This is a genomic window from Roseibium sp. AWQ4_254 (genome assembly GCF_056161025.1).
Window position 1 is genome coordinate 24461 of record NZ_JBSWYH010000027.1, and the last position, 15363, is coordinate 39823.

Genomic DNA, 15363 nt, shown 5'->3' on the forward strand with positions numbered 1-15363 from the left:
CAAAAGCAAGATGGCGCAGCCTGCAAAGCCGGTCACCATAAGACAGGTAAACATTGTCGGGGTATCAAGCGTCATGGTTCAAACAAGCGGTTTCCGGGACACTTGATCCTCTCGCCAACATTCAACGTGACGTCGGACCTTAAATCAGGCCCTCTAAATTGTCACACTGGGAGTTTTCCATACACCATGGGCATGACACACGGATAGTGCCTCAAACGGCAATCAACAAGGGATCCAAAAGCGGGTCATGGCAAGCTCCTGCCGGGGCCGGAGAGCCACACAGGAGATGCGGTTTAGTGAGGTACTGCCGCGCAAGCCTGCGATCTACTCAAGCAGGTCCTCATAACGTTTGTCTGTCAGGGTCTTCAGGAAAGCGACCAGCGCATCAATCCGCCTGTCGTCCAGCGCTGGCCCGTGCTCCAGTTTCTCAAGTGACAAAGTGCCACCCACTTCCGGCGCTGCCCAGGGAGCCCCGGTTTCAGGATTGATCTGAGCCTTCGCCGCCTTGCTGTTATACTTGTTGTAAAACTGGATGGTGGTGCGCAGGTCCTTGAAAACACCATTGTGCATATAGGGACCGGTGACCGCGACATTGCGCAGGGTTGGCACCTTGAATTTGCCCAACTGCTCCGGGCCTGAAACATCCGGATTGTTGACAAGCCCCGGGTCCACGACGTCAGCGCCAAGACCGTTGGCAGCCCGGGCCTCAACATTCACGGGCACACCGATATTGTGGTATTCGTAGTTGGAGAAGGTTTCCTTTTGGGAAACTTGAGAGGCCTGCAGCTGGTGGCATTTGTTGCAATTGGTGAACTGAGCGGAAAAGAACAGCACGCGGCCGAGTTCCTCCTGATCTTTCAGCTTGTATTCCCCGCGCAGAAACCGGTCATATTTTGAATTGAACGGCGCAAAAACCGGCGTCTTTTCATAGGCCGCCAGACTGTCCTGCAGCGCCCAGTAGCCCCTGTCTGGATCGTCCAGCGAGCCCTCCCCGTAAAGAGATAAAAAGGCCTCACGGTAGGCCGGGTTTTCCCGCAGCCGCGCCACCACCGCCGCTTTGCCGTCCATACCCATCTCCAGCGGGTTCAGCGGCGGACCTCCAGCCTGGACCGCAAGATCTGAAGCCCGCCCGTCCAAAAACTGCCCGCCCTTGTAGGTCCCGTTCTGTGACCGGTGAAATACAGGGGCAAAGCTCGCATAGGCTGCGGTCGGCGCATTGCGGTCGCCAAGCGAGACCCCGTCATCCCCCAGCGACACAGCCAGACCGGCCGCCGTCGGCCGTTTGTCCGTAAATCCGTAGGCCGGATCATGGCAGGTGGCGCAGGCTTGCGTGCGGTTTCTTGACAGATTCACGTCAAAGAACAGCGCTTCCCCCAGTGCCTCCCTGCTCTCAAAACCGGGATCCGCGGAGGCGGCAGAGCTTGCAGCCGCGGCCAGCACTCCGGCAACAACGGCAACGGACGAACGGAACGTGATGCACATTTTTCGATCTCAAAAATCTTGGGCGGGCCGCCAGAAACGGTAGAACAGAGCCGATCTTCAGACCGCACGCCCATGCAGGCACACAGCAGAGCCCCCTGCCTTTGGGGGCCGGGCAAGTAAAGGTGACTATAAACTTCAAATTTTTACGGAGACTTGAGCCAGATCAACCCGGCGCATGAATGCCAGCCAGGCATTGTGTTGAGACTGACATGAGCAAAGCCCGTTATTTTGACAGCGAGGCTTTCAACGTGAATTTGGCTGACGCCAGATGATCGGCCAGCGCTTGCCGGGCCTCGTCACTCCGCTTAAGCAACAGCGCTTCAATGATCCTGATATGCTCATTTGCGGCGGCCAGATTGCGTTCCTTTTCATCGGATTTGTTCCACCTGTAGTGATAGTGGAAAATCAGGGTGACCGCCCCTTGAACACTGGTGAAGAACCGGTTGTCACCGGCATCATTGATAAGCTTGTGGAACCGGGAATCGAGCGCGGGAAAGTCATTATAGGCGGTTTCGTATTCCTCCAGAAACGTCAGATGCTCTTTATGCATCCTGTGAAGGGCAATCCAGAACCGGTGCTCTTCCGGCAGATTGATCAGTTTTTCGATGGCCCGCAGCTCAAACATCGTGCGCACTTCATGCAGATCTTCGGCATATTTCTCGCTGAACCCTTCCAGTACCCAGCTTTTCCGGGGTTCTTTGCGAATGAATTCGAACCGGGCCAATCCCAGCAAGAACTCCCGCAAGGCCGTTGTCGAGACGCCAAGCTCTCTTGCCAGGGCAGACTCGCTGAAGCGCGTGGTCGCATCAAACTGGCCAGCCAGAACTTTCTCCATGAAGGCGGCTTCCAGAAACTCATCCGGCGTGCGCAGCTCGTCTGCAGCATAATAATCACTGCGCGAGAGTGCGGTGCTGAATTCCCAAACCCCGTCCAGACGCCTCATCTTACCGCATGTTTCCAAGGTTTCGATCACCCGCCGCGCCGTATTGCGGCTGACCTGCAGCCGGCCGGCAAGCTCGGACACGGAGCCAAAGGACTGGCCCGAGGCGATCAAGTCCAGGGTGTCGTTGTAGCTCTTTTTGAACACACGATCAGAACGCGCCATTCCTGTCCCTCTCCTGTTTTTATATGAATAAAAGACAGTTGACCGGCCCATTTCAAGTCTTTTATCGATAAAGGACACAATAGACCTTGGGAGGAGTTATCAATGGTTCTGAGTGCAGTCTCCAGACGTGCGGTTTCAACTGGCCTCGGGCTTTTGCTCGCGTCGGGGGCATCCTTTTCCGCTTTCGCGCAGGATGTCTTGAAGTTTGGCCATGTGTACGAAACCGGCACGCCCTATCATCAAGCCGCGCTGCGGGCAGCGGAAAAATTCGAAGCGGCCACAAACGGCGCCTACAAGATCGAGGTGTTTCCCGCTTCTCAGCTCGGCAAGGAAACAGCCCTGAATGAGGGGCTTTCTCTGGGCACGGTTGACATCATCTACACCGGCCCCGCCTTCATGGCGCAAAGCTATCCGCCCATCGCCATTTCAGACTATCCGTTCACCATGCGCGGCTACGACCACTGGAAAGGCTACGTCAAATCGGATCTTTTTGCAGAACTGGCAGCTGAGTACACAAAGGTGACCGGCAACACAGTGGCAGCAATGACCTATTACGGCGCGCGCCACGTGACCTCCAACAAGCCGATCTTGAAGCCTGAAGACATGAAGGGTCTGAAGATCCGGACGCCGAATGCTCCGGCCTATCAGCTGTTTCCGAAAGTAACCGGCGCGAACCCGACCCCGATGGCGTTTTCGGAAGTTTATCTGGCCCTGCAACAGGGTGTGGTGGACGCACAGGAAAATCCGCTGCCAACCATTCAGTTTAAAAAATTCTATGAAGTGCAGTCCGATATCAACCTGACCGGTCACATCATCAATTCGCTGGCGACCCTGATTTCGCCTGCAACCGCGAGCAAGCTGGGCGACGACCTCCCCAAACTGAAAGAGGCGCTGGCAGAGGCTGCAGCCTGGGCGTCTGAGGAAATCGTCGCATCGGAAACCGAGCTTGTCGGCTGGTTCCGCGAACAGGGCAACAATGTCAACACCGTTGATCGCACCCCCTTCATCGCAGCTGTCGCACCGGCCCTGACCGGCGCCGATATGCCTTGGGACCCATCCGTCTACGAACGCCTTCAGGCAATCGGAGACTAAACTGACAATCTGGAAGTGGCGGGAGGCTGAAGAAGCCTTCCGCCTTTTTTGCATGGGGAGGTGCACGTGGCAGACAAGGCCGCACACAAGGTGGTGACGTCGGAGCGGATTGACGCCCTGCTTGAAGAACAGGAAGCCTTGGCCAAGGCAGAAGGGCCACGTGTGCCTTTCAAATGGTATGACGCAGCGACCGTCGCGATTTTCCTCGCCTTGTTTGGGGTCGTGTTCCTGCAGTTTTTCACCCGGTATGTGCTCAATGACAGCATCTCCTGGACCGAAGAAGCCGCCCGCTACCTGCTGATTTGCCTCACCTTTGCCGGCAGCATCAAGTGCCAGGAGCTTGACCTGCATATCCGCCTGGAAGTGGTTGACCAGATCGCTCCGAAATGGGTACGGCCGCTGAAAGCCTTTTCGCTGGCGGCCGTCTCCGGCTTTGGTGTCTTTGCCTGCTGGTCGGTCTGGCAGCTGATTCAGCGCACCTCCTTCCAGCAGATGATCTCGCTGCCCTTTCCCAAATACTATCTCTATTCGGTCGTGCTGGCTGCAATGGTGATCTTCTGCTGCGTTTGCCTTTCCCAGTTGATCCGCCTGCTTGGAGGCGCCAGAAAATGACGCTCGCTCTCATGTTTGTCGCACTGTTTGTGCTGATGGTGCTGCGCGTGCCGATTGCCTTTGCGCTCGGACTTTCCTCCATCGGTTATATTCTGGTTGATGGTCTGCCGCCGGTCCTGCTCATGCACAACATGATCAACGGCATGGACAGTTTCCCGCTTCTCGCCATTCCTTTCTTTATCCTGGCCGGTGCCTTGATGAATTCCTCGGGCATCACCAGCCGGATTTTCGGGTTTGCCCGCGCGCTGGTGGGCTGGATGCATGGCGGGCTAGGTCACGTGAATGTCGGGGCGAGCATCATTTTCGCCGGGATGTCCGGGGCCGCCGTCGCCGATGCGGGCGGGCTTGGGGCCATCGAAATCAAGGCCATGCGCGAGGCCGGCTATGATGATGACTTTTCGGTCGGCGTCACGGCAGCCTCCTCCACCATCGGGCCGATCATTCCCCCCTCCCTGCCGCTTGTCATTTTCGGCGTCATGGCCTCCGTTTCCATTGGCGATCTGTTCGTTGCCGGGATCATTCCGGGGCTGCTGATGGCCGGCTCCCTGATGGTCATGGTCTGGTTCTACGCGCGCCGCCGCGGCTATCCGACCGATGAGCGATTTTCTGTCGGAAATGTCTGGACCAAGTTCTGGGCGGCTTTCCTGCCACTCATGACCCCGGTCATCATCGTGGGCGGGATTGTCTCCGGGGCCTTTACACCGACGGAAGCGGCCGTGTGCGCAGCCGCCTATGCACTGGTGCTCGGCGCCATCATCTATCGCAGCATAACCTTGAAATCCTTCATCTCCGTCTGCATGGAAACGATCGAGACCACCGCCTCCGTTTTGATGATCGTGGGAACGGCAACGGTCTTTGCCTGGATATTGACCGCCAATCAGGCCGCAGGAAAATTTGCCGAGCTGGTGTTCAGCATCACCGATGACAAGAACCTCATTCTGCTCATGATCATGTTTGTGGTGCTGGTCATCGGCCTGTTTATGGAAACAATTGCAGCAATTTCCATTCTCGTACCGGTCTTGCTGCCGGTTTCCACCCAGCTTGGCATCGATCCCGTGCATCTGGGTGTGATCGTCATTCTCAATTTGATGATCGGCCTGCTCACCCCTCCCGTCGGCATGGTGCTGTTTGTCTTGTCCAAAGTGTCGGATGTCCCGTTTGGCCAATGCGTGCGCGCAACGATGCCCTTTCTGGTGCCGCTCATTGCCGTGCTGCTGCTGCTCACCTATGTGCCGCAGCTCACCCTCTGGCTGCCCTCTGTTCTCAACGGAAATTAGAGTTCTTTCCCATGCAAACACTGCTATGCGTCGAACCTCACAAGCTTGTTCTGAGGGATGTTGAGGACACAGCCCCCCCGGAGGGATGGGTGCCGCTGGATGTTCTGCGGGTCGGTATCTGCGGGACGGACTATCATATCTATTCCGGCACCCAGCCTTACCTGCAATATCCGCGCGTGATGGGCCATGAAGTCTCTGCACGCGTTGCCGAAGGCTACAGCGGAGACGGCTTCACCCCCGGCGACCTCGTCATCGTCAACCCGTATATTTCCTGCGGCCGCTGCCGGGCCTGCCAGGTCAACCGGCCTAATTGCTGCGAGGAGATCAGCGTTATCGGCGTGCACCGGGATGGCGCGATGGCAGAAAAATTCGCCATGCCCCCCTCCAACCTGATCCGCGCCGGGTCGCTGACGCCGGACCAGGCAGCCATGGTGGAATTTCTGGCAATCGGCTGTCATGCGGTGGCGCGCTCGCAGATCAGAACAGGCGAACAGGCCCTGGTGATTGGCGGTGGCCCGATCGGATTGGCCGCCGCCCTGTTCGCCCGCATCGCCGGTGCGGATGTGACCATTGCCGATATGTCGGACGAAAAGCTCAAGTTGCTGGCGCAGGATTTCGCGTTCAACACCCTGGATGCCAAAGACACAGCCAGGATGCAGGCGCTGGACAGCACCTTTCCCAAGGTTTTTGACGCGACCGGGAACATCAAGGCCATGAACAATGCCCTGCGCTACGTCGCCCATGCTGGAACCTATACGTTGATCAGCGTTGTCAAAGGTGATCTCAGCTTTCCCGATCCGGAGTTTCACAAGCGCGAGACAACGCTTCTGGCCAGCCGGAATGCACTGAGCGAAGACTTCCAGAATGTCGTCAAGGCCATTGTCGAAGGGAAAATCGACACAGACAAGCTCAAGACCCATCACACCTCCTTTGCGGATGCACCGGAAAATCTCGCAAACTGGGCGCAGGACCGCGACCGGGTGATCAAGGCAATCATCGAGGTATCGCAATGACAGATGCAAACGGGAACAACCTTCTGAAAACCACAGTCCTGCAGTTTGGAACCAGCCGGTTTCTGCAGGCCCATGCCGATCTGTTCTTTTCGCAGGCTGATCCCGCAGTCACAGTCACCACGGTGCAATCCTCGAACGACCCGTCGCGGGCGCACCGGTTGAAGGCTCTGGCCCTGCCGGAGGGCTTTCCGGTGAAAGTGCGCGGCCTATCCGCCGGCAAGATGATCGACGATGAAATCCGCGTCACCAGCGTCAAGCAGACGCTTTCGAGCGCCACGAACTGGTCCGAAGTGTGCGAGGTTGCCCTGCACGCGGACTATATTGTGTCGAACACCTCAGACCGTGGGTTCGACGCGCAGGACGCCGACGAGGCCCCGCAACCGTCAAATATCATGAGCTATCCGGCAAAGCTCATGCATATCCTGTTCAATCGGTTTCAGGCCCGCAAGGAACAGCCCACCCTGCTGCCGACGGAACTCATTCCAGACAATGGCACCGTGCTGAAGGAGCGCGTTCTCGTGATCGCGGACCGGGTGGTCAGAAGACCGGACTTCATGACCTGGCTCGCAGCAATGCCAAGTGCAAATTCGATCGTAGACCGGATTGTGTCCGAACCGATTGAACCGGCGGGCGCGGTCGCTGAACCCTACGCACTCTGGGCAATCCAGAGCGCCCCCGGGATCACCGCTCCTTGCCAGCATCCGGCCATCCAGATGGTTGATGATCTGGACGTGCCGGAACGGCTCAAACTGCATATCCTGAACCTGGGTCACACCTATATGGCCGATCTTTGGGCACGCGGCGGCTGGGATGAGAACATGACGGTCCTGGACTTCATGCGGTCAGAGCACCTGGCCCGGCTGCAAAGCATCTATGATGAGGAAGTGTTGCCGGTTTTTGAAAGAAAAGGACTCGCAGATCAGGCAAGGCCCTATCTGGAGGCGACCCTCGACCGGTTCGCGAATCCGTTTCTTGCGCACCGGATTGCGGACATTGCGCAAAACCACCCTCAAAAAGTGGAAAGACGCATCGTCGCATTTTACGGCTGGGCGGGCGTCGCGTTTGCCGAGGCAGCCCCAACCCTTTATGCGCTTGCAAACGCCCGCGGGAGCTAGAGCAGTTAGAATCCCGGCGAACGCGACCAGCTTCCAGCCCATACAAACCATCCAGTAGGGTCTTGTCGGGTGTGGTTGATATGAGGCGTCCTGCACGGACCTCAAGAAAGTGAGCACGGCCCTTTGGGAGGCCGCGCTCAAGCTATTCTCCTCAGGACACAGCGTCAGCCTTCGCCAGTTCTCCATCCAGCATCAGCATGTGCCAGCGGTTGCCATCGGCCGCCTTGACCTTCTCCAGAATGGAGCGGAAGAGGTCTTCTTCTTCAATCTGCTCTTCCAAGAACCAGTTCAGCATGTTCTGGGTCGAATATTCCTTCTGATCATTGGCCAGTTCAAACAGCGCGTTGATCTGGGCGGTCACATCCTTTTCCTTTGCAAGAGCAAGTTCCAGCACTTCTTTCGGGCTCGCAAATTCACCTTGCGGCGTTCCAATCCCTTCCAGCTTCACGCGGGAATCCCGCTTGACCAGAAAATCATAAATGCGCATGCCGTGATCCACCTCCTCCTTGGAATGTCCCCGGAACCAGGCGGCAAAGCCGGGCAACTCGATGGAATCGAAATAGGCCGCCATGGCGAGATAGGTGTAGGACGCCTGGAGTTCGGAATTGATCTGCTGGTTGAGGGCTTCAGCGACCTGGGCGTTCATTTTCATGGCTGTTCCTTTCTTCAAGTCAGGCAGGAACTGTGGCGTCAGGCTCTGGCGGCAGCTTTGAGAAAAGTCAAAAAAATACAGTTTTTATCTTTTATTTCAATTAGTTAAAATGCTTCTTACTTGCAATTGCGTCTCATCCCAATCCCGATTGTCAAAACCCGGTCGGATAGGTCCCTGGCAGCTGAGACTGATATCAGGACTTCGCGCTGGCAGCCCCTTTCCAACTCATACCATTCGCAATTGATGATGACCTATTTGACCGCGCTTGGAGGGTCTTCGGCCAGGAGTGCGTCGCAGGTCGATACGGGGTATCGGGCCAGACGTGCGGCAACGTCCGAAGACCCTCCAAGTGCAGCCTCCGACAAAGGGCATCATCAATGGCGCTTGGTATCAGGAGCGCCGGGCAAGCCAGATCACATAGCCTGTGCCCGCCAGCAGACCCAGGGCCATGGCGTACCAGGTGAGTGCATATTGGAGATGATTGTTGGAAAAGCTGAGTTTGGTCAAACCACCCCGTGGCCAGTCCGCAGCACCGCTGACCTGGTCCGCATCAATGAAATACGGGGCGGGCGGTGGCAGTCCTTCCGCCTTGGAAAACGCGTCCACATCCCGGGAATACCAGCGCCCGGCCTCCGGCTCATTGTCCTGCAGCAGGGTCCCCTTCGGCTCTGACAGGCGCAGAAGACCGGTTATCGTAACGTCTTGGTGCACCGGCTCATTGCGGCTGTCGGCAAACCGTTTGTCCGGCGGCACAAAGCCCCGGTTGATCCAGATGATTTCGCCCGCCCCGGTCTGAAGCGGTGTCAGGATCCAATATCCGCCGCCCAGCTCTGTCAGCGCACGCACGGACAATTCGTGGGAATTCAGGAGCGTTCCGCTGACCTTTACCCGCAGATAGGCGTCATCATCAGCGTTGATCCCGGGCCAGTTGCGTTTGCCCGGAGCGGGAACCGGGTCTGAGAACGCCCGGATTTCAATGGCGTGAAGCAGCGCGGTTTTCCAGTCCAGACGCCGCATCTGCCAATTGCCGAGCTGGACCAGCGCAACGGCGGCCAACGCGACAAGCAGCAGCAAAAACCGGTTCATCCATTTCCGCTGCCGCCAGTCTTTCATCGTATCACCCGCTTAAGGAAGAGAGCGCACGCGTTCGATCTGATCGTGAGCGGGCATCATGTTTTCTTCCAGGTTGAACATGACCCAAACCGAGCCGGACAGCATGATCACCACCAGAAGCACCGTGAATACAAGCGCCATGGCGAGCCAGCCTTCTTCGGCCTTTGAGGTCACATGCAGGAAGTAATAGATGTGAACAATCATCTGGGCCGCGCCGAGCACGAAGATGATCGCCACCGCCAGAAGCCGGCTGTCCAGAACATCCCCCATCACCACATAGAACGGGATGGCGGTCAGGATGACCGACAGGACAAAGCCGATCATGTAGGACTTGAAAGACCCGTGACCGCCGCCCTGGTGGCCGTGGCCCTTGTCGTGGGCGGTGTTGGAAGACGCACTCATAGGACAACCCCCGCGAGATAGACAAAGGAGAACACACCGATCCAGATCAGATCCAGGAAGTGCCAGAACATGCTCAGGCACATGACCCGGCGCCGGTTGGCTTCGGTCAGGCCATGCATCTGCAGCTGGATCATCAGAACGATCAGCCAGATGCAGCCACCCGTCACGTGCAACCCGTGGGTGCCCACCAGAGTGAAGAAGGACGACAGGAAGGCACTGGCCATCGGCGTTGCCCCGATATGCCACAGATGGGTGAATTCCAGAACTTCCAGATAAAGGAATGCCCCGCCGAACAGGCCGGTGACGATCAGCCAGAGCTGTGTCCCGATCAGGTCGTTCTTGTCCATCCGCAGAACGGCAAACCCATAGGTGATGGAAGAGAACAGCAGCATGAAGGTCGACACGAGGATCATGTCGATTTCGAACAGATCCTTCGGAGACGGACCGGCTGCATAATTGTGGCCGAGCACCGCATAAACGGCAAAGAGGCTGGCAAAGATCAGGCAATCGCTCATCAGGTAGATCCAGAACCCAAGCATGGTTCCCGTCTCGTGATGATGCTCTTCGTCGTGATCGTGGGACTGGCGAACGTAAAATTCGACAGGCGCCGCAGTGTTTTCGGTTGTCATTACGCTTTTGCCCCTGCCAGCAACTTGGTCCGTTCACCCTCGATTTTCTCGACTTCGTCCGGCTGGACATAATAGTCGCGATTATAGTTGAAGGTGTGATCGATCCCGTATCCGAGCGCCAGAACGAAGGTCACCGCAGCCAGCCACCAGATATGCCAGATCAGGGCAAACCCGAGCACCGTGACGATCCCGGCCAGAATGATGCCAGTGCCGGTGGATTTCGGCATATGGATCGGCTCGAACTTGTCGGTCGGACGCTCATATCCCTCCCGCTTCATATGCGCCCATGTGTCAACCTCATGAACCTGGGGGGTAAACGCGAAGTTGTAATAGGGCGGCGGCGACGAAGTCGACCATTCCAGCGTACGCGCGTTCCAGGGATCGCCCGTTGTGTCGCGCAGCGACTCCCGGTCCCGGATGCTGACAAACAGCTGCATCAGGAACGACCCGATACCCGCGGCAATGAACAGGGCTCCAATCAGCGCGGTGATGAAATAGCCAGCATAGATCGTGTCTTCAAACTGGCTGAGGCGGCGGGTGACCCCCATCAGGCCCAGCAGGTAGAGCGGCATGAAGGCCAGATAGAAGCCGGTCAGCCAGCACCAGAAGGAGACCTTGCCCCAAAACGGCTGCAGCTTGAAGCCGAAGGCCTTGGGGAACCAGTAGCTCATCGCCGCGAAGATGCCGAACACCACGCCGCCGATGATGACATTGTGGAAGTGGGCGATCAGGAACAGGCTGTTATGCAGCACGAAATCCGCCGGCGGCACCGCCAGAAGAACGCCCGTCATGCCACCGATGACGAAGGTCAGCATAAAACCGATAGTCCACATCATGGGCAGTTCGAACCGGATCCGGCCCTTATACATGGTGAACAGCCAGTTGAAGATCTTTGCCCCCGTCGGGATCGAAATCACCATGGTGGTGATGCCGAAGAAGGAGTTGACGCTGGCGCCCGCCCCCATGGTGAAGAAGTGGTGCAGCCAGACGATGTAGGACAGGATGGTGATCACCACGGTCGCGTAGACCATAGAGGTGTAGCCGAACAAGCGCTTGCCGGAGAAAGTGGACACCACCTCGGAAAACACGCCGAAAACCGGAAGGGTGAGGATATACACTTCCGGGTGGCCCCAGATCCAGATCAGGTTAACATACATCATCGGGCTTCCGCCCATGTCACTGGTAAAGAAGTGGGTACCCAGATACCGGTCCAGGGTCAGCAGCACGAGCGTTGCGGTCAGGATCGGGAAGGTTGCCACAATCAGGATGTTGGTGCAGAGCGAGGTCCAGCAGAAGACCGGCATGCGCATATAGGTCATGCCCGGTGCCCGCATCTTGATGATCGTGACCACCAGGTTGATGCCCGACAGCGTGGTCCCGATCCCCGCGATCTGCAAGGCCCATATGTAATAGTCGACCCCTACGCTCGGACTGAACGTGATCCCCGAAAGCGGCGGATATGCCAGCCAGCCGGCGGTGGAGAATTCCCCCACAAACAGGGAGATCATCACAAGCACGGCCCCGGATACGGTCATCCAGAAGCTGAAATTGTTCAGGAAGGGAAAGGCGACGTCGCGCGCGCCGATCTGCAGCGGCATGACAAAGTTCATGAGCCCGGTGACGAATGGCATCGCCACGAAGAAGATCATGATCATGCCATGGGCTGTGAAGATCTGGTCATAATGATGCGGGTCCAGATAGCCGGATCCGCCGCTTGCGGCCCAGGCCTGCTGGACGCGCATGAGCAGGGCGTCGGCGAACCCGCGCACAAGCATGATAAGCCCCAGCACCATGTACATGATGCCGATTTTCTTGTGGTCGATGCTCGTGAACCACTCTTTCCAGAGGTAGCCCCAGAGGCGGAAATAGGTCAACGCGCCCAAAACGGCCGCGCCACCAATTGCAACGCCGATGAAGGTCACCACCACGACAGGTTCATGAATCGGGAAAATATCCCAGCCCAGTTTGCCAAAAACCGGGTCCCAGCGGGCATAATCAGCTGATGCCATTCCGTCCTCGAAGTGTTTGCCTTGACCGGGTCCTCCCCATCGACCCGGTCATAAGTTCAGTTGGTTTGACTTGTTTGAGATGCTGCGGACGTCCGTCCGGACAGCGCCAAAATCTGGTCCAGGGCGTTGATATCCGTCCTGGCAACCGACATGTTGGGAGTGTCGCCGTCTTCGGTCTTGGCAAGCTCCCGGTCGATCCGGATCTTCGCCATGCGGGCGGCCGGGTCGTTGGAGCTGCAGATACCGGCAAAGACTTCGCGCAGGTAAAGGCCTTCAAGGCCGCCCCCGCCAAGCGCATCCACCATCATCATATCGTTCTGGCACAGTGTGCCGCGTTCCACGCACAGGTTGATGATTGCGTCCCACAATTGCCCGTCGACCGCGCCGTAGTAGGTGACCGGATGATCGATGCTCGGTTTGTCGAGCGCAACAAATGTGTCCCGGTCCATCGGCTCATCCACTGCGGCGACCTTCTCCACCCACTGGTCGAACCCCTCATGGGTCATGCCCTTGAACTGGAAATTCATATGGGAGAAGCCGGCGCCGCTGTAGTTGGCGGAAAAGCCCTTGAAGCTGCCTTCTTCGTTGATGACCGCGTTCAGCTCGGTCTGCATGCCCGCCATGGCATAGATCTGCCCGGCCAGGGCCGGAATATAGAACGAGTTCATCACCGTGGATGAGGTGATTTCGAATTTCACTGGCCGGTCGACCGGAGCAGCCACTTCATTGACCGCAGCTATGCCCTGTTCGGGATAGATGAACAGCCATTTCCAGTCCATCGCCACCGCCTGGATCACCAGGGGCTTTGCATCTGCGGGCATCGGCTTGTCGGCCGAAATCCGCGACAACGGATTATAGGGCTCCAGCCGGTGCGTCGCGACCCAGGTCAGTCCGGCAAGGCACAAGATGATCGCCATCGGAACACTCCAGATGACAATCTCAAGATTGGTAGAATGATGCCACTCCGGATCGTATTCAGCGTTTTTGTTCGTCGCCCGGTATTTGAAGGCGAAAAATACGGTCAGCGCCATGACCGGCAGCACGACGATCAGCATGAGCACCGTGGAATAGATGATCAGGTCGGCCTGCTGGCTGGCAATATCCCCCGACGGGTTCATCACCACGAGATTGCAGCCGCCCAAAAGCGGTGCGAGCGCAAAAAGGCTGAGGTTGCGGAGTGTTTTCATATAGGTCGCACCACGGTTCATTGCTGTCGTTTAAACGAAACTTCGTGCAGACGCACAGGATGTTGCTGACGAGTGGTTTTCAGAAGATGGCTTTTCGGTGTTGTGGGCCTTGTAGTAAAACAAGATCAGTCATGCAAGACGCTTTTGCGCCGCAACATAACAGACGATAAAGGCCAGCACGTCAATCATCCTATTGCGCCGCAGCATCTTCCCCAGCGGCACAATAAGCTTGCTTCCTTTGGCAAGCGGTTTTGAACTCCAATGATAAAGTTATTTTCGCTATTCACAAATGGTCTGAGGGAAATAATATGAGGTTATTCGTAACGGGAGGAGATACGAATGACTGATATTGCGAATATCCACGAGAAACCCCAGGATGGAAAAAGGGCACATCTCGAGGTGGATGAGCTTGTGATCACGGTCATCATGGCCAGGGTCACCGACTATTTTGGCTTTTTCGTTTACGCATTCGCCTCCGTCCTGGTGTTTCCGCGGCTCTTTTTTCCAAATTATGACCCGGCCACAGGGATGCTTCTGTCTTTCGCCGTGTTCCCGCTGGCCTTCATCGCAAGACCTTTCGCCAGCCAGGCCTTCAAGCTTCTGGAACGGCGTGTGGGCCGCGCGGGCAAGATCACCATTGCCCTTTTTGTGCTCGGCGGCTCCACCATGGCGATCGGCCTGCTGCCGGGTTACGAGAGTCTCGGGATCCTGGCGCCCATCCTGCTGATCGTGTTCCGGATCGGCCAGGGCATCGGCAAGGGCGGCTCCTGGGACGGAATGACGCTGCTCCTGCAAACCAACGCACCGCAGCATCGCAAGGGCTGGTACGCGATGATCCCCCAGCTCGGTGCGCCGATCGGGCTGTGTGTTGCCGCCGCCATCTTCTATGTGCTGACCGGCTTTCTGACCGATGAGGAATTCATAACCTGGGGCTGGCGCTGGCCGTTTTTTGCGGTTCTGGCCGTCAATGTCGTTTCCCTGTTCGCCCGCCTACAGCTCATTCACAGCGACGGACACGAAATCCTGAAGGAAGAAGTCCAGCTCAAATCCGCCCCCTTCCTGGAAATGCTGTCGGTTCACTGGAAAGACGTGCTGCTGGCAACCTTCCTGCCCCTGGCCAGCTACGCGATCCTGCACATGGTCACGGTTTACCCGCTCGCCTTTGACTATCTGACCGGGGAAGCCCCGATTTCCGACTTCCTGCTTCTGCTGCTGATCGGCGGTGTCTGTGGCATTCCGGCCGTGGTGTTCTCCGGCATCCTGTCCGACCGGTTCGGCCGCCGGCGCATGCTGGCCATTGTGTCGGTCCTGATCGGGCTGTTCAGCTTCTCGGTCTCGGCCCTGGAAACCCACGCCTTTGCCTATGTGCTGGTCGGCTATGTGCTGATGGGCCTCTCCTATGGCCAGGCAAGCGCGATCCTGCCAAACCGGTTTGAGCAGAAATACCGCTATACGGGCAGCGCGTTGGCAACAAACTTGTCCTGGATCTTCGGCGCCGCTTTTGCACCGTTGGTGGCCCTTGGCCTCACACAGGAATTCGGGCTGATATTTGCCGGTTTCTATCTCCTGTCCGGCGCCCTGGTTACTCTGCTGGCCCTGGCCCTTCTGGCCACACGGGGCAAACGGCACGCCACCATCGGCTAGAGCCGCGTCCGGCTGGCCTGTCTGAGAATAT

14 protein-coding genes are annotated in these 15363 nt (G+C 57.4%); 6 read left to right on the forward strand and 8 right to left on the reverse strand.

Annotated features, from left to right (window positions below):
- Positions 1-324: 324 nt before the first annotated feature.
- The gene (locus tag ACXAIC_RS19225; RefSeq protein WP_475183944.1) at positions 325-1482 is read right to left on the reverse strand and encodes a cytochrome-c peroxidase; all 1158 of its coding nucleotides are present in this window, start codon (positions 1480-1482) and stop codon (positions 325-327) included.
- A 223-nt stretch (positions 1483-1705) separates the two neighbouring features.
- Positions 1706-2587, reverse strand: coding sequence for an FCD domain-containing protein (locus tag ACXAIC_RS19230; RefSeq protein WP_475183946.1), 882 nt, complete (start codon positions 2585-2587; stop codon positions 1706-1708).
- A 102-nt stretch (positions 2588-2689) separates the two neighbouring features.
- Between ACXAIC_RS19230 and ACXAIC_RS19235 the strand changes: the two genes are divergently transcribed.
- From ACXAIC_RS19235 to ACXAIC_RS19255, 5 genes are all read left to right on the forward strand, one after another.
- The gene (locus ACXAIC_RS19235) at positions 2690-3679 is read left to right on the forward strand and encodes a sialic acid TRAP transporter substrate-binding protein SiaP (RefSeq protein WP_475183949.1); all 990 of its coding nucleotides are present in this window, start codon (positions 2690-2692) and stop codon (positions 3677-3679) included.
- Positions 3680-3745: 66 nt separating this feature from the next.
- On the forward strand, positions 3746-4291 hold the full coding sequence (locus ACXAIC_RS19240; RefSeq protein WP_475183951.1) for a TRAP transporter small permease: 546 nt from the start codon (positions 3746-3748) through the stop codon (positions 4289-4291).
- Positions 4288-5568, forward strand: a complete 1281-nt coding sequence (locus ACXAIC_RS19245) for a TRAP transporter large permease (protein WP_475183953.1) — start codon at positions 4288-4290, stop codon at positions 5566-5568. The genes ACXAIC_RS19240 and ACXAIC_RS19245 overlap by 4 nt, the downstream gene beginning before the upstream one ends.
- An 11-nt stretch (positions 5569-5579) precedes the next feature.
- Positions 5580-6581 carry a zinc-binding alcohol dehydrogenase family protein gene (locus ACXAIC_RS19250; RefSeq protein WP_475183955.1) on the forward strand — a complete coding sequence of 334 codons (1002 nt, stop codon included), beginning with the start codon at positions 5580-5582 and terminating at the stop codon, positions 6579-6581.
- Entirely contained in the window at positions 6578-7696 is a 1119-nt protein-coding gene (locus ACXAIC_RS19255) for a mannitol dehydrogenase family protein (RefSeq protein WP_475183958.1), read from the forward strand. Before ACXAIC_RS19250 ends, ACXAIC_RS19255 begins: the two co-directional genes overlap by 4 nt.
- Before the next feature lie 151 nt (positions 7697-7847).
- Here ACXAIC_RS19255 and ACXAIC_RS19260 read toward each other — a convergent pair whose 3' ends face one another.
- The 6 genes from ACXAIC_RS19260 to cyoA all read right to left on the reverse strand — a co-directional run bounded on the left by ACXAIC_RS19260 (position 7848) and on the right by cyoA (position 13688).
- A complete protein-coding gene (locus tag ACXAIC_RS19260; RefSeq protein ID WP_475183959.1) occupies positions 7848-8348 on the reverse strand; it encodes a ferritin in 501 nt (166 codons plus the stop codon).
- 390 nt (positions 8349-8738) lie between these two features.
- Positions 8739-9461, reverse strand: coding sequence for an SURF1 family protein (locus ACXAIC_RS19265; RefSeq protein WP_475183961.1), 723 nt, complete (start codon positions 9459-9461; stop codon positions 8739-8741).
- A 12-nt stretch (positions 9462-9473) separates the two neighbouring features.
- The gene (gene cyoD / locus ACXAIC_RS19270) at positions 9474-9863 is read right to left on the reverse strand and encodes a cytochrome o ubiquinol oxidase subunit IV (RefSeq protein ID WP_475183964.1); all 390 of its coding nucleotides are present in this window, start codon (positions 9861-9863) and stop codon (positions 9474-9476) included.
- Complete coding sequence (gene cyoC, locus ACXAIC_RS19275) at positions 9860-10492, reverse strand: cytochrome o ubiquinol oxidase subunit III (RefSeq protein WP_475183966.1); 633 nt, start codon at positions 10490-10492, stop codon at positions 9860-9862. Before cyoC ends, cyoD begins: the two co-directional genes overlap by 4 nt.
- On the reverse strand, positions 10492-12501 hold the full coding sequence (gene cyoB / locus ACXAIC_RS19280; protein ID WP_475183968.1) for a cytochrome o ubiquinol oxidase subunit I: 2010 nt from the start codon (positions 12499-12501) through the stop codon (positions 10492-10494). Before cyoB ends, cyoC begins: the two co-directional genes overlap by 1 nt.
- Before the next feature lie 56 nt (positions 12502-12557).
- Positions 12558-13688: a ubiquinol oxidase subunit II gene (gene cyoA / locus ACXAIC_RS19285; RefSeq protein ID WP_475183970.1), complete on the reverse strand. Its 1131-nt coding sequence runs from the start codon at positions 13686-13688 to the stop codon at positions 12558-12560.
- 339 nt (positions 13689-14027) lie between these two features.
- Between cyoA and ACXAIC_RS19290 the strand changes: the two genes are divergently transcribed.
- On the forward strand, positions 14028-15332 hold the full coding sequence (locus ACXAIC_RS19290; protein WP_475183972.1) for an MFS transporter: 1305 nt from the start codon (positions 14028-14030) through the stop codon (positions 15330-15332).
- The last annotated feature ends 31 nt before the right edge of the window (positions 15333-15363 follow it).